This window comes from Phnomibacter sp., from assembly GCF_036803085.1.
Classification (GTDB): Bacteria; Bacteroidota; Bacteroidia; order Chitinophagales; family Chitinophagaceae; genus Phnomibacter.
The window spans coordinates 157041-180017 of sequence record NZ_DAIRUZ010000001.1 but is presented as its reverse complement, the minus strand read 5'-3'; the positions used below and the strand labels follow the sequence as shown (position 1 = coordinate 180017).

Annotated in this window: 12 protein-coding genes; 5 read left to right on the top strand and 7 right to left on the bottom strand. The window is 45.4% G+C overall.

Annotated features, from left to right (window positions below; all coding sequences use genetic code 11):
• Window positions 1-93: 93 nt before the first annotated feature.
• A complete protein-coding gene (locus V7Q13_RS00740) occupies window positions 94-648 on the bottom strand; it encodes an NUDIX hydrolase (protein WP_333798764.1) in 555 nt (184 codons plus the stop codon).
• 159 nt (window positions 649-807) lie between these two features.
• Between V7Q13_RS00740 and V7Q13_RS00735 the strand changes: the two genes are divergently transcribed.
• The 3 genes from V7Q13_RS00735 (at window position 808) to pflA (ending at window position 5036) form a co-directional block, all read left to right on the top strand.
• Window positions 808-1707, top strand: a complete 900-nt coding sequence (locus V7Q13_RS00735; protein WP_333798763.1) for a formate/nitrite transporter family protein — start codon at window positions 808-810, stop codon at window positions 1705-1707.
• 246 nt (window positions 1708-1953) lie between these two features.
• Entirely contained in the window at window positions 1954-4191 is a 2238-nt protein-coding gene (pflB, locus tag V7Q13_RS00730) for a formate C-acetyltransferase (protein WP_333798762.1), read from the top strand.
• A gap of 104 nt (window positions 4192-4295) precedes the next feature.
• Window positions 4296-5036, top strand: coding sequence for a pyruvate formate-lyase-activating protein (pflA, locus tag V7Q13_RS00725; protein ID WP_333798761.1), 741 nt, complete (start codon window positions 4296-4298; stop codon window positions 5034-5036).
• 19 nt (window positions 5037-5055) lie between these two features.
• On the opposite strand, the gene V7Q13_RS00720 is transcribed toward pflA, so the two are convergent.
• The gene (locus tag V7Q13_RS00720; RefSeq protein WP_333798760.1) at window positions 5056-5574 is read right to left on the bottom strand and encodes a YfiT family bacillithiol transferase; all 519 of its coding nucleotides are present in this window, start codon (window positions 5572-5574) and stop codon (window positions 5056-5058) included.
• A 261-nt stretch (window positions 5575-5835) separates the two neighbouring features.
• Here V7Q13_RS00720 and V7Q13_RS00715 point away from each other — a divergent pair, with 261 nt between their 5' ends.
• Window positions 5836-6861, top strand: coding sequence for a PD-(D/E)XK nuclease family protein (locus tag V7Q13_RS00715; protein ID WP_333798759.1), 1026 nt, complete (start codon window positions 5836-5838; stop codon window positions 6859-6861).
• 499 nt (window positions 6862-7360) lie between these two features.
• Here V7Q13_RS00715 and V7Q13_RS00710 read toward each other — a convergent pair whose 3' ends face one another.
• From V7Q13_RS00710 to atpG, 5 genes are all read right to left on the bottom strand, one after another.
• The gene (locus tag V7Q13_RS00710; protein ID WP_333798758.1) at window positions 7361-9907 is read right to left on the bottom strand and encodes a T9SS type A sorting domain-containing protein; all 2547 of its coding nucleotides are present in this window, start codon (window positions 9905-9907) and stop codon (window positions 7361-7363) included.
• Window positions 9908-10160: 253 nt separating this feature from the next.
• Entirely contained in the window at window positions 10161-11474 is a 1314-nt protein-coding gene (locus tag V7Q13_RS00705; RefSeq protein WP_333798757.1) for a DUF389 domain-containing protein, read from the bottom strand.
• Window positions 11475-11663: 189 nt separating this feature from the next.
• Complete coding sequence (gene lysA / locus V7Q13_RS00700) at window positions 11664-12881, bottom strand: diaminopimelate decarboxylase (protein WP_333798756.1); 1218 nt, start codon at window positions 12879-12881, stop codon at window positions 11664-11666.
• Window positions 12882-12953: 72 nt separating this feature from the next.
• Window positions 12954-13838 (bottom strand): SMC-Scp complex subunit ScpB, encoded by an 885-nt coding sequence (gene scpB / locus V7Q13_RS00695; protein ID WP_333798755.1) that lies wholly within the window; start codon window positions 13836-13838, stop codon window positions 12954-12956.
• A gap of 124 nt (window positions 13839-13962) precedes the next feature.
• Window positions 13963-14844, bottom strand: coding sequence for an ATP synthase F1 subunit gamma (atpG, locus tag V7Q13_RS00690; protein WP_333798754.1), 882 nt, complete (start codon window positions 14842-14844; stop codon window positions 13963-13965).
• A gap of 343 nt (window positions 14845-15187) precedes the next feature.
• On the opposite strand from atpG, the gene V7Q13_RS00685 reads away from it, so the two are divergent.
• Window positions 15188-22933 (top strand): PAS domain S-box protein, encoded by a 7746-nt coding sequence (locus V7Q13_RS00685; RefSeq protein ID WP_333798753.1) that lies wholly within the window; start codon window positions 15188-15190, stop codon window positions 22931-22933.
• The last annotated feature ends 44 nt before the right edge of the window (window positions 22934-22977 follow it).

Genomic DNA, 22977 nt, shown 5'->3' with positions numbered 1-22977 from the left:
TGTACGTGGTTGTCAGATGCTACTCCGGCTTTGAGTGTCACCCCTCACCACTTCCTTATTTCTTGTTCTCCTGTTCCTCATTCATCTTTAAATCTAAATTTTTCCCATCGCCTGCAGTCCGTAAAAAATGCTGCTCACATGCAGCGATTGAATGATCTCATTGTTGCGCAGCATATGCAGCAATTCGTCTGTTGTTACCAACAGCACTTCCAGTTCTTCGTTGTCGTCGAGGGAGATGTTGTGGGTGGCTGTGCAACCGGTGGCGAGGTAGCAAAACAAGCGGTTGTTTTGCGTAGCCGGATTGGTAGCCACAATACCTGTTTGAATTATTTCATTGCAACTGTACCCTGTTTCTTCCAGCAATTCGCGGCGGGCTGCTTCCAGCGGATTGGTTTCATGTGCATCCATAATACCGCCCGGCAGTTCTATGCTGAATGTGCCGAGTGCATAGCGGTATTGCTTCACTAAAATCACTTTACCATCGGTGGTTACGGGCAATACATTTACCCAGTTGCTGTACTCCAGCACATAGTATGGCTCCATGGTATCACCATTGCCTTTCTGCACTTTATCGGCACGAAACTTAAACCATTTTTCTTCGTGCAGGTAACGGCTGCTGATGTGCTGCCAAGGCTTCAAATCACTCATAATTCACTGTATTTTTTTGTAACCACCGCCCGAAGATAAAGGCAGTAGTACAATAAATAAGGCTGAATAAAATGGCACTCACCTGTGCCAAACATTACGCAAACGTTGGCATGACTCCTCTCATATTTTAGCCGACACACAGCAGGTATTTTTGTACTCATGAACGAAACATCCACCGGCAATGGCACACTATCTCCGGATAAAATTGCCAGCGTATTTTACAAAAGCGGATTCATTAAAGCGCAGTTTTCTACAAGCCAGTTTTTTGTGTATGCTTTGTTGGGCGGTGCTTTTATCGCCCTTGGTGGTTTGCTGGCCTTGTTTGTAAGTGGCGGCATGCCTACGGTTGCAGCCACTGCACCAGGCATTACCAAATTTATTGCCGGCGCATTGTTTCCTATCGGATTGGTATTAGTGATCATTGCCGGAGGCAGTTTGTTTACCAGCGACTGCGCCGTATTGCCTTACGCATTGTGGCAACAAAAACTATCGCTTGGCACAGCAGGCAGAATTGCCGTAGTTGGCTACTTCGCCAATTTTGCCGGGGCGTTGCTGGTGGCATGGCTATTGGCAGTGCAAACCGGCACACTCACCCCAGAGCCCTGGCGAACATCGGCTATTAACCTTGCCCTGCACAAAACGCACAGTTCATTTTGGACGGTATTTGCAAAAGGCATTGGTGCTAACATGATGGTTTGCCTGGCGGTATGGATGGCCTATGCATCCGATAGAATCAGTGGCAAAGTCATATTAATATGGATGCCTGTAATGGCATTTGTAGCACTGGGTTGGGAGCACAGCATTGCTAATATGTTTTTTATTCCTACCGCCATGATGCTGGGCGCCCCCATTAGCCTCGCCGATTTTTTGTGGCACAACCTGGTACCTGCTACGCTGGGCAATATAGCTGGCGGCATGTTGCTGGTAGCACTACCCTATTATTTTTTGTATGGAAAAAAACAAAGTAAAACAGCCGACATTTTTCCTGAAATACACACCAACAACAAACACACCCACACCGCAAAAAAGAATACTGAAAAACCGGTTCAACTCAATTAATTCCAAACAGTTATAATAATTTCTGATTAACTGATTTGAATCACCTTTTTCGCTTTTTTGCATAGGTATTTTTGATACATCAAATGCAAGGCCACCAACGATTCGCCTTTGCTGAAACACAAGCTCCGCTTGTATCAGCTGCATTTATTCCACAGCAATTGCCTGCCATTATTTTATCACCAGTCTGTGGTGCGTTGTATTATTTCATACAATTTTCTGCAGGCAAATATTGAAAGATTAAAATATATGGACGCAATTATTTCCACCCCCGCTCCGTTTGCCACCGGCCGTTGGCAGCAACACATCGACGTTAGAGATTTTATTCAGCAAAACCTGACACCCTACACCGGTGATGCCAGCTTTTTGGAAGGCCCTACAAAAGCCACGCAACAACTGTGGCAGCTTTGCCTCGATGCACTCAAAGCAGAAAGAGATAATGGTGGCTGCCTGAGTATTGATACCGATACCATCAGCACTATTACCAGCCATGCTCCCGGATACATCAATCGGGATTTGGAAAAAATAGTAGGCCTGCAAACCAACCAGTTATTGCGTCGTGCCATGAAGCCCTTTGGTGGCTTTAGAGTAGTAGATGGTGCGGTAAAAGAAAAAGGCCAACAGGTAGCACAGCACGTTCGGGAAGTATTTGAATATGTAAAAGACCACAACTCAGCTGTGTTTCAGGCATACGACCCCGAAATTCTGGCCTTTCGCAGCAAAGGCGTACTTACCGGCCTGCCCGATAACTATGCCCGTGGCCGCATTATTGGCGACTACCGCCGCCTGGCACTCTATGGCGCCAATGCTTTGATAGCTGCCAAAAAAGCCGACAAACTGGCTATTGATGGTGAATTGACTGAGCACACTATCCGGCTGAGAGAAGAAGTATCCATGCAGATAAAAGCCCTGGAAGACATCAAAGCCATGGGCGCCATGTATGGTCTTGATTTGAGCCGCCCCGCACAAAACGCACAGGAAGCTGTGCAGTGGGTGTATATGGCTTACCTCGCTGCGGTAAAAGAGCAAGATGGTGCCGCCATGTCGCTGGGCAATGCTTCTGCATTTTTAGACATCTATATTGAAAGAGACTTACAGGCTGGCCTGATAACTGAAGCCGAAGCACAAGAACTGGTAGATCATTTTGTGATGAAGCTGCGCATGATACGCCACCTGCGCCCCGGTGCTTACGATGATATTTTTGGCGGCGATCCTACCTGGGTAACAGAAGCCATAGGCGGACAACTCGCAGACGGCAGAACCAAAGTAACCAAAACTGCTTTCCGCTTTTTGCAAACGCTGTACAACCTTGGCGCTTCGCCAGAGCCCAACCTTACCGTGCTGTGGAGCAATCAACTGCCCGAAGGTTTCAAAGCCTTTTGTGCTCAGGTAAGTATTGATACCAGCAGCATACAATACGAAAACGATGATATGATGCGGGAGTGCCGCGGTACCGATGACTATGGTATTGCCTGCTGTGTATCGCATCAGGAAATTGGCAAACGCATTCAGTTTTTTGGAGCCCGTACCAACCTGGTAAAAACACTGCTGCTGGCACTGAATGAAGGCCGCGAAGAAAAAGAAGGCACCACACTGCTGAAAGGAATAGCCCCACTCGAAGGCGAGTATCTCGACTATGATGCCGTGATGGCAAATTTCAAAAAAAGCATGGATGAAGTGGCAAGGGTGTATACCAAAGCCATGAACATCATCCACTACATGCACGATAAATACTATTACGAAAAAGCACAGCTGGCACTCATAGATACCGACCCAGGCATAGACATTGCCTACGGTGCCGCAGGCATTTCCATCATTGCCGATTCGCTGAGTGCTATTAAGCATGCCAAAGTAAAAGCCATCCGCAATGAGGCTGGCTTAACCGAGGGTTTTGAAGTAACCGGCGAATACCCCATGTTTGGCAATGACGATGACCGCGTAGACCAAATTGCCTGCGAAATAACCGACTACTTTTTTGCCGCATTGCGCAGCCACAAAACCTACAAAAACGCTACGCATACCATGAGCCTGCTCACCATCACCAGCAATGTGATGTATGGTAAAATGACCGGTGCCACACCCGATGGCCGCCTGGCCGGAGAGCCTTTTGCACCCGGTGCCAACCCCATGCATGGCCGCGATGTAAATGGTGCTATTGCATCGCTGAACTCTGTAGCGAAATTTGATTACAACAGCGCCATGGATGGCATTAGCAACACCATGAGTTTGGTACCAAAAAGCCTGGGCCACAACAAAGCCGCTCAGGTAGAAAACCTTACCGATTTACTCGACGGATACTTTGCTAAAAAAGGCTTTCACCTGAATGTAAATGTACTGGACCGCGATATGCTCATGGACGCTTACGAGCACCCCGAAAAATATCCGCAGCTCACCATTCGTGTGTCTGGTTATGCGGTCAATTTTTCCCGCCTTTCTAAAAATCATCAGCTGGAAGTAATTACCCGCACCTTCCACGAAAACATGTAATTGCTTGCCATAGCATAACTCTAATGCAGGTGCTGGTTACTTACACCAACACCTGCAATTAGTTATGTTTGTACTTCACTAAACGGAAAAATCATCCCCAGCCAATGGTTGCTGCACATCATTTACGCATACATAGCATAGAAAGTTTTGGTACACACGATGGGCCGGGCATTCGCCTCGTCATTTTTGCACAGGGCTGCCAGTTCAGGTGCCTGTACTGCGCCAACCCCGACACCTGGGACCCACATGGCGGCAGAGAAATGCACATTGATGAAATAGTACAACTGGCCATTAGTCAGCAACCGTTTTTTGGTAAGCGGGGTGGCGTTACCATTTCTGGTGGCGAGCCCACTTTACAACGGGTTGTATTACTCGAACTGTTTCAACAATTGCATGCAGCGGGCATCAACACTGCCCTCGACAGCAATGGCCGCTTACTGAACGATGAAGTAAAAGACCTGCTGGCTGAAACGGATTATCTGTTGCTGGATGTAAAACACATCAACGACGACTGGCACAAACAACTGACCGGTGTAAGCAACGAAAGTGTGCTGCAGGTAGCTGCCTACCGCGAACAAACCGGTAAAGAAATGTGGCTACGCTATGTACTGGTGCCGGGCTGGAGCGACCAACCCGAATACCTGCACCAGCTGGGCAGGCATTTTGCCCATTACAAAAGCATAAAAAAGCTGGAGATACAACCCTACCACCGGTTGGGGGTTCATAAGTGGGAAGTGCTGAATATGCCTTACCAACTCAACGATGTGCCTCCGCCCACCCAAACCCAGCTGAACGAGGTGGCAACAATCTTCAGGCAGTACTTTACAGAGGTGGTCATTAACTAACGAATGCAGCTGTATGCAGTTACCAACCTTGCCTTTGGCGAAGGCTGGTAATATGCGCCACATGATGGCGGCCATGCCACGCATACATGCCCAGCAAATGCCAGAGGGTATGTTGCTGCTGCGTGGCCGAATGCACATAGGTTCTTTGCCACTGCTCCGGCGTAACCGCTTTAAGCAGCACGTACATACGTTGGTGCAAAGCATGCAGCAAGGTCAGCGCATTGTTGATGGGTAGCTGTGCATCTGCCATGTGTACCCAGTCGTTTTCTTCGTAGGCTTTTACGGTGGGGTTGTTTTCGCTGAGGGTGAGCTTCATGCGGCACAGCGCATTGATGTGGCTATCGCATACATGGTGCACCACCTGATGCACCGTCCAGCCGCCATCGCGGTAAGGGGTATGCAACTGCGCTGCATCGAGGTTTTCGATGGCCGCCTCCAGCAGGTGGGGCAGCTGGGCAATATCAATGAGCCACTCACGAAGCTGTGCCTCCGAAAAAGCCTGTGGCGCATACTGACCGATGGGATAACGTGGGTCCATGGGGTAAATGTAAGGGAAGGGTTGGGAAAATGCATGACAATACAACATGTATAACCGGGTGGATTGTACTAATAACAATACAAATTGTATAACAAAATGGTGTTGATTATCAATGATATTTCGTTAGGCCTTTTTTGAAAACCGTATCATATATTTATGTGTTAGGCGCCATTATAAAAAGACGACATAGTGCAAAAAGACTTTACTAAAATACTTCTCGACTTCAAATCAATTCCTCGACATAAGCGGACTAAAACGTTTATGGAAATCTGTGGCTATCCACATTACGAAAATGTTTGTAGTAATATATTGCAGTTTTACCTTGACCCAAACAATGAACACGGACTAAAAGACTTAGTGCTTAATTCGTTAATGCATCTAATAGACAGAGATTTCAAATTTGATAATGACTTTGAAGCAATTGAAATTTATAGAGAACATAAGACTATTGCCGAAAATAGACTTGACTTACTTATACTGACAGAAAATTATTCGATAGGCATTGAGAACAAAATATTTCATCACTTACACAATGACTTGACCGATTATAACAACACTGTTTTATTGTATTGCTATAACTCAAGAAAACCAATCTGCATCGTATTATCCTTGAACAAATTGACATCAAAAGAAGACATTGAAAAGACTACAACCAATAATTTTATAAATGTAACTTACGAGCAACTTTTTGAAAACATTAAACAAAATATTGGTAGAAACCTGACGAACTCAAACATAAGCTACATTAACCACTTGACCGACTTTATTAAATCAATAGAAAATCTAACACCAAAGACAATGGAAAATAAAGCTCTCTGGACATTCTTTAAAAATAACTCAGAATCAATTCAGGAGTTAACGGACAGTTTTAACGAATACAGAAACTCTCTTTATCAAAAAATATATCAATTGAAAGACACACTTCCTCAAAATGAATTTGCACCATCAGTTTACAGGCAATGGATATATGAAGGGTATTGTCTTGTTCACGACTATACGGTTAACTCGAAATATAAAGTGGCTGTTGACACTTATATTGAAATAAATGGATGGGAGATTCAACTTTTTGGACGTAATAGCCAATCGACCGATTTTATTTTCAATACTATGTGCAAAGACAAAGATTTCCTGCCTAAACCGTTTGACAGTTATGAAAGGGGTGAAAGACTTATATTTGAGAAGTTCGACACTGATGTTGACATCTCGACAGTAGCAAAGACATTAACTGACCTACTGACAAGAATTGAGAATTACAAAAAACGGACAGATGAGAATAACGGCATATAACACGGGTTTTGCGTCAGGCGGGGTGACGTGCAAACTTGGAGCTTTGTTCTTCTATGAGACTGTAAAATATTTTGTGTAAACGATTTCAGCTAGCTGTTATTCAGAGTCTGCATCGGGATTCAAAAATAGTTAAGAACTGATGGAGTATGTACCCCCCACTGGCGCCAGTGTTCCGCATAGCGGGCCACTGGTGTCTTAATAATCCCACCGGACTGTGTCCGGCAACTGTTTTTCTTCCCAGCACCGTCTACAGCAGGGAACATTGCGTGGCTCTCAATTATCAGTAGATAAAGCCAGGCAGCAGCAATAGCATTTCTCCCAAGGCTTAAAAGCCGTGGTTATGCAAAGGCCGTAGCCTTTCAAACTTTCATTTTCAAACAGTTGTTCAGGATTTGTAATGCCTTGTTGGTCCGGCGACCAACAAGGGCGGAGTAATCACAAAAAAAACTCCCCGCCAAACGGGCAGGGAGTTATGCAATTCATTATTGGGTAGTGGCTGTTATTTCAATATCAACTTTTCTTGTTCGGCCTTGCCTGCGGCAGATACAAACTCCACTACATACACACCACGTGGATAGTTGGCTACCGGCAGGTCGAGCAGATTGCCCGCCACCTTGCTGCTGTACAGCACCGTGCCTTTTACATCCAGCAGGCGTACCGTACCCGATGCTGCAGGCAGTGTAAACCTCACGGCTTCACGGGCAGGGTTGGGATATACACCCAACTTACTGATAGCAGCGGCTTTGCGCAGCAACACACTGCCCGAGTAAGACATGGCGCCATCAAGATCTACCTGGCGAATGCGGTAATAATTTTCCGCACCCGGTTGCTCGTCGGGAAACTGGTATTGGCCGCCCAATGCTACGGAAGCAGCTACCGTACCAATAGCGGTGTACTGACGGCCGTCACTGCTGCGTTCTACCACATATTCTTTCAGGTTTACTTCGTTGGTTACTTTCCATTTTACTACAGCCTTTGCATTTACCCACACCGCATCTACACTTACCCAGCTTACCGGTAGCGGATTACAGCCGGTGGGCAAAGTGTAATTAAAAGTTACCGATTGGCAATCGGGGTTGGTAATGGTAAGTGTTTGCTGCGAACCCAATGTGGCGCTGGCATAATTGAGCGTAAAGCTGAGCTGTGTTGGGCTCACGTAGTTCAGATTGCTGATAACAACACCGCCAGTGCTGCTCACTGCCAGGCGACGGGCATAGCCGGGGCCATTGGCATCGGCACCGGGGTCATAGTAGCCGGCAAAGTTGGCGCCTGCTGTGCCATTGAGGGTAATGTTGATGGTGCGATCGCCGGTGCAGGTAACGGCTGTCATATTGCTGACGGCGGCTGGTGGTGGTGCTTTTATTTGCGTAGCCCGCACCGCCCACTGGTCTGGCGCCGATACAAACTGCTGAAACGTCCACATGGTCATATCATCGCTGGGGTCTGTTACCGTTTGAGAATAATCGCCCCAGCGCTGGGTTCCATCTGTTTGCAAATTGTACGATTGATTGTAGCTGGTAGTTTGTACCGGAGCAAACAATGAGCCTGCTGCAGTACTTGCATACCGGCCAGCAATCACAGCATTGGCAGTTGTAGTTTCGCCGGCTTGAGTGGCACCAACTACTGCGTGCCCCTGTCCGGAGGCCGAAATACTGCCCATCCAATAATTTCTGGGTGAGTCAAAAGTATTGTCGAACAAAGTACCTGATTGCTGCAACGACAAATTGCTGCCGCTAACATTCACTGCATACCAGCGGGTAGCCACTCTATCGGCCAGGCTACTATTGGCAGTACCCGTACTTACCACCCCAATATTGTGCGTAGCCCAAATGGCTGCAGTGCCAGTGTTTTTGTTGCGTACCAGTACCGCATTCAGCAAGCGGTCATCGCCGCCATCCAAATCTTTGGTACTGTTTAGCGCCGGCACATCAAAAGGAAAAGATGTGTTTGGAACATTAATAGAACCACTGGTAATGCTTGGTGTACCCCCGGGGTTATTGACCACAATGAAATCGAGCACCCCAAAAAACTCAGCACTTACACCCAAAAAGTAACCTTGTGTTGCATTGGGATCATCGTTTTGTACGCCCTGCGGGCAAAAGATGCCAGTGGTAGCAGTGCCCAGCCCACGAAAAGCCGTAAACACAAGCGGGCCGCCAGCAATCAACGAAGACTTGCGCACTACATATACACTGCTGCTCCTGTAATCGCCGGAAATAGCATCAAAAATGAGACCGCCGATGTATAACGCATTTCTATCGACCCCCAATGTAGGGTAATCGCAAAACTGACCCTGATCGGGGCTGCCGGGTGCAGCGCCAAGGTCGTGTGCAAACTGATAAAAAGAAAACGAAGATAGATTAGTAATAGTGGGACCATTGCTCACTGCAATCATAATACGGTTGCTGGCATTGCTGGTATTAATGGCCACAATATACCAGCGTTGGCTCAGGCGGTCGTACTGTACATGTGGATCTGTTACTTCGGAACCATTGCTCACACTCGCAAAAAAATCTTCAATGTAAACGGAGAATGACGCACCAGAAAGGGAGCTTGCACCCGAAGTAGTACTGGTGGTAAGTGGCGCATCGCACACCGTGGGTTTGCTGTACCATTTGAGGCGGTTGTTGCTGGCTATACAAATTTGTGTGGGGCCTACATCGCCCATGCAATCGGGCGGCGTAACTACTACCTGTGGTGTCTCGTAGGTATGCAGGGCGGCAAAATTGCTGTGGATGGCCTGTGTATTTTGCTGGGTGATAACCGGGCTGGCGGTACCCTTAGGGTAGCTGGCTGTTTGCAATGCATTGGGTGATTGCTGTGGCCGGCGGGTTTTCTTGGTGTTGAGTTCTTCCCGAATTTTAACCACATTTTGCCGTACAATATTGTTGGCTCTTTTTTCGAGCTCGGCTACGGTGAGGGTAACGGGCATACCTGCCGTAACGGGTGTGCCGGTAATGGTTTGTGCTACTGCGGCCAACGTACTGTTGAGCAGCAAAAGCAGCATCAACATTCGTGCAAGAAAGGAGGGAGTAAATTTCATCATGACCGGAAAGGATTTGATTCAAACTTAAATAAATAACAGCTTGCCTGTGAGGCAATACAGCGTAACTGTGTTAATAGTACGGATGAAGCGGGAAAATGGTTGGCTAAAAGGGTACAGGAAATTATACCGGCTGGTTGTATGCAGCAGCAAAATATGGTTTCGTGAGGGCACGAACCAAGGGGGCTAAAATGATTCGAACCTTTGCAACCGCAAAACAGGAATTCAAGTACAGCAAGCTATTTGAACAAAGACATCAGGGTCCTTCTATAACCACTTTTACCAGTTTTGTATCGTATTTCTCACTAAGCCACTGTTGTAGTTTTTGCTGATCGAATATGCTTTTTTTATCTTCAATTGTACCTACAAACACCAATAGTATCCGGGCACTATCCGTTTCAGGATAGAGCAAATGGCTACCCATAGTTACCTGCTTCAATTCCGGAAAAAGAATAGCCACCTCTTTACCCGTTTCCGAATCAAAAGGCTGGAAATTTTTCAGTTCTTTTTGAAGATTATTGATGAGTATGTCCTTATCCGCCAACTCCTTGTCTTCTTTTTTCAACTCAGCAAGTATTTCGCCTTTTATGTCTTTGAGTTCTTGCCGTATGATAAGGTCGGTGTTGGGCAACCCATAATCTTTCAATTTTTGCTTGAGCTTGGCAAGTTCTTCTGGCGTTACTTTTTTGGTAAGAAATGCCAGTTCTATGGATTTGGGATTAGCGTTGTATTTTATTTTTTTATAGATGAGAGTGTAGTTATTGTTGCTGAACTCAGCAGTAATAAAGCGGTCAGCTTTTTGGTTAAAGCTTTTTTCTCGGTAAAGGTTATAAGCCAAATACACACTGGGAATGATGATGAGAAAAATAAGGGTGGAAATACCGAGCTTAATGCGTTTTTCGAATGCGGGTTTGTAATGCGACACTGGCTCATACCGCAGGTACTTTACAATAATAAAAGTAGAAATGCAGATGAATACACAATTGATCGTGTACAAATACATGGCCCCGAAAAAATAAACGTAATTGCCAATGGCCCAGCCATAGCCTGCTGTACACAGCGGTGGCATTAAAGCAGTTGCAATAGCTACACCTGGTATAGGATTTCCTTTTTCTACCCTGGTGAGTGCAATGACGCCAACCAGCCCGCCAAAAAAAGCAATCAGCACATCGTAAATGGTGGGCGAGGTTCGTGCCAGCAGTTCCGATTGGGCGTCTTTAAACGGGCTTACCATAAAGTATATTCCTGCCACCAGTAAGCTTACCACGGTGGCTATGAGCAGGTTTTTAGCCGATTTTTTCAACAGGGCAAAATCGTAAATGGCCAGTGCAAAACCCATACCTACAATAGGCCCCATGAGGGGAGAAATGAGCATGGCGCCAATAATAACAGCACCAGAATTGACATTGAGACCAATTGAAGCAATGACAATGGCACAGGCAAGTATCCAGATGTTGGAACCACGAAATGAAGTATTCGATTTTATATTGGCCAGTACTTTTTCCCGCTGCTCTTCGCCTTGGTGAAGATTGATAAAATCGAGTACTTTTTTATTGAAGAAAAAAGGCATCTGGTAAGCGTTTTTGATACGAAGAATGTAAACCCTTTGGCTAACCAATAGTACACCATAATGTATTACAATAGTACACTGCCAAACTACGGCAGCTGATGGCGGCTACCAACGCTTGCATGTATAGCAGTAACATAGCCTTTTACAGGCCTTCATTCTCAACAATCAAATTAATATGAAAGTCACCTGTTACAGGGGCGCTACATTGCGCAGCAAATCATCAAATGTGTCGCGGCGGCGAATGAGAGTCACTTGCCCATCCTTCACCATTACTTCGGCGGGTTTGTAGCGACTGTTGAAGTTGCTGCTCATTTCAAACCCGTAGGCGCCTGCGTTATAAAACAGCAGCAAATCACCTTCCCGCACTTCGTTGAGTTTGCGGTCCCAGGCAAAAGTGTCGGTTTCGCAAATGTTACCAACAACTGCGTACTGCCTCGGCTCCCCATCAGGGTTGCTGATGTTTTTGATGTAGTGATAACTATCGTAAAACATAGGGCGTATCAGGTGATTGAAACCGGTATTGATGCCCACAAAAGTGGCAGCTGCCGTTGCTTTTATCACGTTTACACTGGCGAGGAAATAACCACACTCACTCACCATGTATTTACCCGGCTCAAACCATACTTCCAGCGGCTGCCCGTTGGGGTTGGGATGGTTGGCAAAGGCAGCTCCAACTTTTGCTGCCAGCTCATTGATGTCTGTCACCTGCTCGCCTTTACGATAGGCTACTTTAAAGCCGCCGCCCAGGTCGATGTATTGCAAATGCTGAAACAGGGGCACAATATCAAACAGTACTTCTATACCCTGCACAAATACGTCTACGTCTTTTATTTCGCTGCCGGTGTGTATGTGCAGGCAATTCACACGGATGTTGTATTGCTGCACCAGCGCCAGCACCTGCTGCACCTGATCTACCGGTATACCAAATTTGCTCTTATCATGCCCGGTAGAAATTTTGAGGTTCCCTCCTGCCATAATGTTGGGGCGAAGCCGTAAACCCACCGGATAGCTGTTGCCAAAGCGGGCACCAAATTTTTCCAGATTGCTGAGGCTGTCAATGTTTACATGTACCCCCAGGCTCACGGCTTCTGCTATCTCTTCAAAAGCAATGCCATTACTGGTGTACAAAATATTGCCGGGCTGTGCACCGGCATACAAGGCCAGTTTTACTTCGTTGATAGAGCTGCAATCAATACCGGCACCCATGCTGTGCACATGGCGCAAAATATGCGGATTGGTAAGGGCTTTGCAAGCATAAAAAAAACGCACTTGCTGTCCGGCAAAAGCCGTGGTTAGCTGCTGGTACTGCGTAGTAATTTTATCGGCGTTGTACACGTAAACGGGCGTGCCGTATTCGGCGGCTATTGCGGTGAGCTGTTCGTTGCTCAGGTGTTGCTCCAGGCTCATGATGCTGTATCAGATTGCTTGTTGTTACAAACCCGCCGTCGTGGGGCGGGTTTGCAGGTATAGGTCAATAAATTAAGCTTGTGTTGGTTCGTCGTTGGCAGGTGCTGCGGCATCTTCATCAGGTGCATCAGCAGCTGTGTCATCATCTTCCGCATCTTCTTCAGCCGTTTCTATTTCAGTGGTTTCTTCCTGCACTTCTTCTATGGCTTCGGCCGCATCTATGGTGGCTTCTGCATTCAGCATAATTTCCTCCATTTCGCCATCGGCATTTACCGCCAGCATGTTTACCTCAGCGCTGTTTTCATCGCCGGTGTTTTCAAGTGGAGCAATGCTATCAGGCTGCTGCTCGGCTTCCACATCGCTGTCTACCATGTGGGCTTCGCCAACGGCGGTGGGCATCACCATATCGTTGGGTACAATATCGCTGAGCTTGGGCAGCTCATCGGGGCTATTGATGCCGAAGTAATCCATGAAGGTTTTGCTGGTGGCATAAATGAGCGGATGGCCGGGGGCATCTTCTTTACGACCGGTGATGATAACCAGTTCTTTTTCCAGTAGTTTTTGCACGGCATAATCGCTGTTTACCCCGCGGATGCTTTCAATTTCACCTTTGGTAATGGGCTGTTTGTAAGCAATGATGGCGAGGGTTTCTAAAGCGGCAGAGCTCAGGCGTTTCAAAAACTTATCGCCATTGAGCACGGCCACGGTTTTGTGATAGGTACCCTTGGTGAGAAACTGCCAGCCGCCGCCGCTTTCCCGCACTTCAAAGGGATAAAACTCGCTGCTGTATTTTTCACGAACGGCTTCAATGGCACTCTCCACCTGGTCGAGGGTAGCCCGCTCTTCCATAAAGGCAATGGCATTGTTTACCAGTTCGAGCAGGTCGAGGGTGGTTACCGGTTTTTCGCTGGCGAAAATGAGGGCTTCCACATGCGGTATAATCACAGATATTTCCATGCCTGAATGCTTTAAAGTATAAAATCAGCGGGGCTGAATGGGGTACCAAAAAAATGAAGAATTACCGAAAAGCAATTCTTCATGTTCAATTTTATGCGTTGTTTTTTCGAACTGTCGGCAAAGCTTATCCCTGCAGGGCGGCGGCACCACTCACAATCTCGGTCAGTTCGGTGGTGATGGCAGCCTGGCGGGCACGGTTGTAGCTAATTTTGAGGCTCTTCAGCAGTTCGCCGGCGTTTTCGGTTGCTTTGTCCATGGCAGTCATGCGGGCACCATGCTCACTGGCGTGGGCATCCAGCACGGCCTTGTACAGTTGGGTGTTCAAAATTTTGGGCATCAACTCCGCAATGAGTTGCTCCTTGTTGGGCTCAAAAATGAAGTCGGCCTTAGCAGCACCCGCTTTCTTTTCCATTTTAGGAATGGGCAGGAAACGTTCTACCTGAAAACGCTGTGAGGCGGCATTCTTGAATTCGCTGTATACCACTTCTACCACATCAAACTCTTTGGCCAGGAAGCCGTTGATGGCAGCCTGAGCACAAGCCTGCACGGCTTCGAAGCTGAGGTGGAGGAAAATATCTTTGTGGGTAGCATCGGTATTGAAACCCTGTTTGCTCAGGCTTTCCCAACCTTTTTTACCAATGTTCCAAACGGTTACGTTTTTCTTGGCATGCTGGGCGGCGTACTGCTCCAGTATGGTGGTTTTAGCCAGCTTTACCAGGTTGGCATTGTAGCCACCGCAAAGGCCGCGGTCGCTGGTAATGAGGATTACGAGCACTTTTTCTACAGGACGCTCCACGGTGAGGGCACCGCCGGCTTCTACCTCGGTATTGCTCACAATATTGCTCAGCATTTCCTGCAATTTTTTGGCATAGGGCCTCATTTGCTGGATACCATCTTGTGCACGGCGCAGCTTGGCGGCACTCACCATTTTCATGGCCTTGGTAATTTGCTGGGTACTTTGTACGCTTTTGATTCGGTTACGAACCTCTTTTAATGCACCACTCATTCGGATTAACGCTTTTGGGCCGCAAAAGTAAGACTTGCCCGTGAGGAAACAAGAAGGTTTTTGCGCATGATGTGGATGGCTGGCCAACTATCATTTCCCCTATCCCAATGGCCCACATCTCTATTCGTCGAAATAGGCCTCATAGCTGATAAAGAACAGTTTTCCGAAGCCTTTTACATTGTATTTTTAAGTAGTTTCCTGTGGGGGGAAAAATTCGCATTCAACAAACTCGAAAGCGGATACAAATAGGTGGCGACCACCCATTTGCAAACATGAAGCTGCAAAACAAGCTCAGCCGGATTTTTTTGCACAAAACACGAACCGCTAAACAAACCATAGCCGAATGGCCAACCAGCAAGCATCTGCAGCGGCAATAGCCAATCTTTTGAAACAACTTCAGGTATCGCTTGAAAGAATTGGAGATGCCTGCCTGGCGTTGAACAGCCAGCTGCATTGCATTTTTGCCAATGAGAGTGCCGCCATGCTGCTGGGCCAAAGCAAAGCAGACCTGATGGGCCAAAGCATGGACATTGCAACCCTCCCATTTTTCACCCCCGAGGTATTGGATCTTTACCGGGAAGCTTACCGTACGCAGCAGCAACAATTGTTGGAAGTGCCAGCCCCACAATCGGCCCAATGGCATGTACACCGCATTTACCCAGACGCTCAAGGATTGTCGGTTTTTATTGAAACACTGAGCGGCTATGAACAAACCAACAAAGCCCGCAACGAAGCCTGCGACAATATGCAACGGCTGATGGATGGCCTGCCACTGGGCATGCTGCTGGCCGATATTGAAACACGGCAGTTTGTGTACGCCAATCAGGCCATTTGCCAAATGTTTGGCTACTCCCCAACCGAGTTTGAAAAATTATCACCCATACACTTGCACCCCGACTATGAAACCGAGCGGGTAATAGCTGCATTTGAAGGCATGCTGGAAGGGAACACTACCCGCTTACACAACCTTGATTCGGTGCACAAAAACGGAAGCATTTTTACCGTAGAAATAGATGCTGTACTGGTAATGTACAAAGGCAGGCAATGCATATCGGGCTTGTTTAAAGATGTAACTGAGCAAAAGCGGCTACGCTTGCTGGAGCAGCAGGCCAAGGCACAAATAACGGCCAGCGAATTGCTGATGCGCCAGGCTCAGGAAGTAGCAAACATGGGTTCTTGGGAAATATTGCATGCAGATTACAGCATAAAATGGTCGGATGCAACGTACCGTATTTTTGAAGTGGATCCTTCTATATTTACTCCCACTCACCACAGCTTTATGCAGCTTGTGTACGAGGAAGACGTTCCGCTGCTGGATACTGCATTTGCCAACCACATAGAACAGCGGTCAGATTTCAATATCGTTTTCAGGATTATTACTGCCCACAACAAGCTGAAATACGTACACGAAAAATGCAAAACCGAGTATGATGCCCATGGAAAACCGCTGAGAACGGTGGGTGTGGTACTCGACATTACCAAGCAAAAACTAACCGAGCTATCGCTTAAAAAAGAACGCCAAAAGTACCAGGCGCTGATTGAGCATGCTCCTGTAGGCATTGTAGCCATTGGCAAGGAAGATGATTTATTTTTTACCAATCAAAAGTTTACACAAATTACAGGATACGAAACCACCGATTTTGATAGCCTGAACGACTGGTGGCAACAAGCATACCCCGATGAATCTGCCAGGGCAACGGCGCAAAAAAAATGGAAACAAATTTTTACCCAAAGCAGGGCAAAGAAATCTTCGGCCAACCCGATAGAATCGGCCATTGTATGTAAAGATGGCAGCAGCAAGTACGTAGAAGTTGGCTACGTGTACACCGGCGAGTATCAGCTGATGACTCTGGTAGACATTACCCAACGAAAAGTAGCAGAAGAAACACTGGCAGCCAATGAAGCTAAATTCAGAAAGATAGCGGAGCAGATGACAGATGTGGTATGGATTGGCGACCTCAACTACAAAGCCAGCTACGTAAGCCCATCGGTTGAAAAGATTTATGGACTAACGGTTGAAGATTTTTTTACCACGCCATTAGAAAAAAGATTTCCGCAGCACTCCATTGATATTTTTAAAAAAGTACACCAAACCCTCATAGCAGAACTACAGGCCAACGCTGCCCTGCAAAGCCGGGAAGTGACCATAGAAATTGAAGCCTTTAAAAAAGACGGCACCCCTATTTGGATAAGAAGCAGCACCAAAATATTGTGCGACGAAAACCTGCAACCCGTGGGTATAATGGGTGTAAGCGGTGATATAACAGACCGCAAAAAAGCAGAAATCGCATTAACACAAAGTGAGGCCCGGTACAGAACATTATTTGAGGGATCGCCGGTAGGCATTGTACTAACCAACAGCCAAAATGAAATTTTACTGGGCAACAGCAGTTTTACTTCATTAACTGGTTATGATTATGATGACGTAAAGAACCCGGAAACCTGGTGGCAACAGGCCTACCCCGATGCCCGGTATCGTTCAGTTATTTCGAAAGAGTGGTTGAAATCAATAGAAATTGCAAATACAACGAACTGTCCCATCACTTCTTTTGAAGCCCTCATTACTTGTAAAGATGGAAAAGCCCGCTATTTTCAATTGGGCTATATGCCAGGCGATGATTTCAACATTATCAGCTTTACCGATGTACACGACCTTAGAGTAGCACAACAAGCAATAGCAAGAGCATCAGAAAACCTGCAAAACCTGATGAGCAGTATGCCACAAGGTGTGGGCATATTGGATATGCATTCGCAAAAATACCTGTATGTAAATGCATCACTTTGCAAAATGCTTGGGTATACTGCTACAGAATTAACCCAATTGACTCCGCTCAATTTGCATCCTGATTATAAACATGACCGGGTAGTGGAAGTAATTGAACGGTTAGAAAATGGCAGCGAAGAAGCACCGCTGTTGTTCGATACCATTACAAAAGCAGGCAATATGCTGCAGGTAGAAATATCGCCGCTTTTTGTAGAATATAACGGCGAAAAAGCTATTGCAGGGGTATTTACTGATGTAACAGAAAAGATACAAGCCAGCAGAGCACTCCAATTGGCCAAAGACAAAGCGGAAGAAAATGAACTATTGCTGAAACAGGCACAGCACATAGCCCTCATGGGTTCATGGACGTTGGATTATGTACAAGATCAGCTCCAATGGTCAGACTCAATATTTGAAATACTTGGACTGATACCAGACTCAGTAACACCAACCTACAAACTCTACCAGAGTTTTGTGCATCCCGACGACAAGCAATTATTGGACGATGCTTTCCAAAACCACGTACATAACCATCAGCCATACGAAATAAGGCACCGCATTATTTTGCACAACGGCACAGTAAAACACATCAATGCCAGTGCCATTACCAATTACAATCTGGAAACGGGGAAGCCATTGTACACCATTGGTATAATGACTGATGTAACCAAACAAGTACTTACAGAAAAGGCTCTCGTAGAGGCAAAAGAAAAAGCAGAAGCCCGGGAGTTAATACTGAAACAAGTACAAAAGATTGGCTTATCTGGCCACTGGGAGCATAACCACATTAGCAATTACATTACCTGGTCGGAAGATGTATTCAATATTTTTGGACTTGATGCAAGCGGTGAAGCACTATCATACGAAGATTTTTTCAAAGCACTGCCTACAGAAGATGCAATACGGGTAGACAAAGTGTACCAGCAACACCTGAAAGAAAAAACGCCTTTCGATATTATTCATCGCATAATAACCCCCAGCGGAGAAATTAAATATGTACAACAACGCTGTCAAACATTTTATGATGAGGCCGGTAAAGCCATTAAGTCAATAGGTGCAGTTGCCGATATTACAGAAGCACAAAAAGCCACTGCTGAAATACAAGCGCAGAAAGACTACATTCAATCTTTGCTGGAGGCTATACCTTATTTGCTGTTTGCGTTGGATGAAAACGATTGTTTTACCACTTTTAAATCAGCACGTGAAGACAACCTGATGCTGCCGCCTGAAGCATTCATAGGCAAAAATTATAAAGATGTTTTACCCGAATATTTAGCCCGTGAATTTGAGCCGATGCTTGCACATGTTCGCAATGGAGAGCAAACCGACTCCTGGCAGTATAGCATCACACTTGGAGGTGAGGTAAAGCACTTTGAAGCCAAGCTTCAGCTCATGCATAACAACAGTGTACTCATTCTTTCCAGAGATGTAACCACTCAGAAAAAAACAGCATTGCTGTTAGAAGAAAGCGAACAAAAATACAAGTTGGTTTTTGAGGCTATATCAGTAGGATTGGTTGCAATGGATGACAAAGGAAGCGTTTTGCTCATCAACAAGGCAATGACCAAGCTTACAGGCTACATACATGCCGAAATACCTGGCATTGAAGACTGGTGGCGAATAGCTTACCCCGACGAAGCATACCGAAAACACATAAGGACGGCATGGGAAACAGCTTTGCAACAAGCCGTTTCTACACAAACCAAAATGCCACCATTCGAGGCAACTATTTATTGCAAAAACGGAAGTTCCAGATTTTTTGAAATTGGGTTTGAACAGGCTGGAAACATCAGCCTCATTTCATATAATGATATACACGAAAGAAAGATAGCGCAGCTCGAACTGGCAGCCAGTGAAAACCGTTTCCGCCAAATAGCTGAAACAGTAGAAGAAGTATTTTGGCTAAGATCGGCCGACATCAAAGAATTATTATACATCAATCCAGCTTACGAAAAAGTTTTTGGCCGAAGCATAGAAGAATTGTACAAGGAGGAAAAGTTCATTTTAAAAGCCATACATCCGGATGATGCTGCAATAGTAATTTCAGGCTATCATGAGTATTTACAATCGTTTCAGTTCGATATGGAATACCGGATTGTATTGCCTACCGGCGAAGTACGTTGGATAAGAAACAAATCGCTTCCGGTAAAAGATAACGAGGGAAACATTGTAGCTCATGCTGGTATTGCAGAAGATATCACAGAAAGAAAATCTGCCATAATACGCTTGCAAGAGCAGGAAGCATTTCAGCATTTACTCGTGATGCTGGCTACAGAATTTATTAACTCTCCTACCAATCAGTTTGATGAGCTAATGAACAGCATGTTGGAAAAAGTAGGCAGAGCTACCAACACAGACCGTGTGTATATTTTTGAAAACGACGATGTTCTTAAAACTTCCAGCAATACTTATGAATGGTGTGCAGAAGGCATTTCGAAAGAAAAAAACAATTTACAACATCAGTCATACGAACTATTTTCTGATATTTTGAATGCCCATAAGGCAGGCAAAGTATATCATATTCCAGATATTGAATCTATCAAACAAAACCTTGTTTATTACAATCACCTTCGGGCACAAAATATAAAGTCATTAGTAATATTCCCGCTAATACATAATACTAACCTGATTGGCTTTATTGGTTTTGACGCAGTAAAAGAGGCCCGCACATTTACAGAAACAGAAATACAACTACTGCAGGTACTGGCAGAAATTGTAACCAATGGTATGCTGCGCAAAAAAGCAGAAACACTCCTTCGGGAAAATGAAACCCGACTGGTGGAACTCACTTCGCAAAGCCGCACCATTGCCTGGGAAACCGATACAGATGGCAAGTACACATACGTTAGTAATGTAGTATCCCTTGTGCTCGGATATACGCCCGACGAACTAATTGGTAAAATGCATTACTGCGATTTGCATCCTGAAAAAAACAGAGCTCATTTTATTGAAACCACTCAAAAGATTTTACATAGCAACGCTTCCTTTCATGAGTATGAACACAAAGCGGTACATAAAAACGGGCAGCTTGTGTGGCTGGCTACATCCGGAATGCCCATCACCAACGAAGCAGGTGAATTAATCGGTTTCAGAGGTGGCGATACAGATATTACGAACAGAAAAACCATGGAACTGGCCGTGGTAAAAAGCGAAGCCAGCTATCGTTTACTAGCCGAAAACTCGACCGACGTTATCTGGATTTATGACATTGGAAAACATGCATTGAAATATGTAAGCCCGAGTTGCATTGAATTACATGGATATACAGTAGCAGAAACCTTGCGTCTACCCATCGAAGATACGATGACAGCATCGTCTTATTCTCTGGTGATGCAAATAATCAAGGAAAACATTGAGTTGTACCAAAGCACTGGCAGCATACCACGGTCACAAATGCTGGAACTACAGCAGTACCACAAAAATGGCACTATAGTTTGGGTGGAAACAGTAGCCAAACTGCAACTGAATGCAGACAATGAACTGGAAGTATTAGGCGTAAGCAGAAATATTACCGAAAGGAAAAAAGCTGAACTCGAAAAACAAGTTTCGCAAGAAGCATTGAAAGAAAGTGAATCGAGGTTAGAAGCCATTATCGAAACAACTTCTGATAATATTTGGTCTGTCAATAACCAATATGAAATACTCTACATCAATGCTGTATTTCGTGATGCATTCGAAAAAAGCTTTGGCGTAAGGTTGCAAAAAGGAGACAATATTCTCACCAAGCTACCCACGCAGCTTAAAGCTATGTGGCAGGCACACTACGACTATGTGTTGCAAAACAAAAGCCGCAACAGTTTTGAGGAGCAATACGAATTTCCAACTGGCCAAATGTGGGTAGAAGTAACCATGTTTCCGATTATAGCCAATGACGAAGCAGTAGGCGTGTCCTGCTTTGGCAAAGACATCACCACACAGAAAATATCTGAACTTGCTTTGGCGGAAAGTGAGCAAAGGTTCAGGTCAATGTTCAATGATAACGCTTCAATTATGTTGTTGATTGATGTAGATACTTACAACATTATCGACATTAACCCGGCTGCAGAAAAGTTTTACGGATGGACAGCAGAAAATTTTAAACAGTTAAAGATTACTGATATTTGTCTTCACCCCGAAAAAGCTAAACACAGCATTCAAACTGCATGCGCAGAAAAGAATGTACGATTCGAAATAGTGCATCGCCTGAGCAATGGAACACTTTGCGAAATGGAAGTTTTCGGCAGCCTGCTCAGCATCAATGGCAAATTGATTATACACGAAATCATTCATGACGTTTCTGCAAAAAAAAGAGCAGAAGCCGATTTGATAGAAAAGAACAAACAACTCAATTTATTAATTCAAAGCATACCCGGTGTTGTGTTTAATTGCTACAACAATGAAGACAACAGAATGAATTTCATCAACGATTACATTCAGGAGATAACCGGATACACTGCAGCAGAAATTAATAATAACAACACCATCCATTACCGCATGCTCATTCATCCGGAAGATATTCCGAAGTTTGATATTGCTGTTGAAGACGCCTATGCTCACAAGAGCATGTACAACTTTAGCTACCGCTTACTCAATAAAGATGGCAGCTACAGGTGGGTATACGAAATTGGCGAATTTCAATCTTACGAAGGACCATCGAAAGACAAAAGAATTGATGGCATCATCTTCGATATTACCAACAGAATTACCAACGAAGAAATGAAGCTGAGTGCTGCATACGATGCAGCCGAAGCAGAACGCACCCGTATATCACACGAAATACACGATGGCATACAGCAAACGCTGGTAGCCAGTAAGCTCATGATATCTTCCATCAGAAAAGATATTGATCAATTGGGTGGCAGATTGCTGGAGAAATACAACAATGGAATAGACTTGCTCGATCAGGGAATAACAGAGGCAAGAAGCATTGCCCATTCGCTTATGCCCAAGCAGGTAAATGAGTATGGTTATGTAGTGGCTGTAGAACATTTAATAGCCAACCTCGATAAGAAAATTGAGGTTGAATTCAATCATCCTGACCTCATGCTGAACGATGGAAAGTTTGGCACCAACCTGTTTAGAATTACTCAGGAAGCCATCAACAATATTATCAAGCATGCGGCTGCTACAAAAATTATCATCACCCTTTCGGAAGCTGGCAACCGATTAATACTAACGATTCAAGACAATGGCGTTGGCTTTGATAAACGCCAAATTAATTCGCCGGAAAATGGCATTGGCCTGCAAATAATGGCCAGCAGGGCAGCCGTACTCAATGCCTACTTTGATGTAGCCACTGCGCCAGGTATTGGCACCACTATTATTGTGGATGTACCTTATGAATAAAACCGATACTTCATCAAAAACACTAAGGGAAGCAAATGCTTCCC

Excerpts from the sequence above, each read along its gene's own strand:
- V7Q13_RS00740 (WP_333798764.1), bottom strand. The coding sequence starts at position 648 with ATGAGTGATTTGAAGCCTTGGCAGCACATCAGCAGCCGTTACCTGCAC.
- V7Q13_RS00735 (WP_333798763.1), top strand. The coding sequence starts at position 808 with ATGAACGAAACATCCACCGGCAATGGCACACTATCTCCGGATAAAATT.
- pflB (WP_333798762.1), top strand. The coding sequence starts at position 1,954 with ATGGACGCAATTATTTCCACCCCCGCTCCGTTTGCCACCGGCCGTTGG.
- pflA (WP_333798761.1), top strand. The coding sequence starts at position 4,296 with ATGGTTGCTGCACATCATTTACGCATACATAGCATAGAAAGTTTTGGT.
- V7Q13_RS00720 (WP_333798760.1), bottom strand. The coding sequence starts at position 5,574 with ATGGACCCACGTTATCCCATCGGTCAGTATGCGCCACAGGCTTTTTCG.
- V7Q13_RS00715 (WP_333798759.1), top strand. The coding sequence starts at position 5,836 with ATGGAAATCTGTGGCTATCCACATTACGAAAATGTTTGTAGTAATATA.
- V7Q13_RS00710 (WP_333798758.1), bottom strand. The coding sequence starts at position 9,907 with ATGATGAAATTTACTCCCTCCTTTCTTGCACGAATGTTGATGCTGCTT.
- V7Q13_RS00705 (WP_333798757.1), bottom strand. The coding sequence starts at position 11,474 with ATGCCTTTTTTCTTCAATAAAAAAGTACTCGATTTTATCAATCTTCAC.
- lysA (WP_333798756.1), bottom strand. The coding sequence starts at position 12,881 with ATGAGCCTGGAGCAACACCTGAGCAACGAACAGCTCACCGCAATAGCC.
- scpB (WP_333798755.1), bottom strand. The coding sequence starts at position 13,838 with ATGGAAATATCTGTGATTATACCGCATGTGGAAGCCCTCATTTTCGCC.
- atpG (WP_333798754.1), bottom strand. The coding sequence starts at position 14,844 with ATGAGTGGTGCATTAAAAGAGGTTCGTAACCGAATCAAAAGCGTACAA.
- V7Q13_RS00685 (WP_333798753.1), top strand. The coding sequence starts at position 15,188 with ATGGCCAACCAGCAAGCATCTGCAGCGGCAATAGCCAATCTTTTGAAA.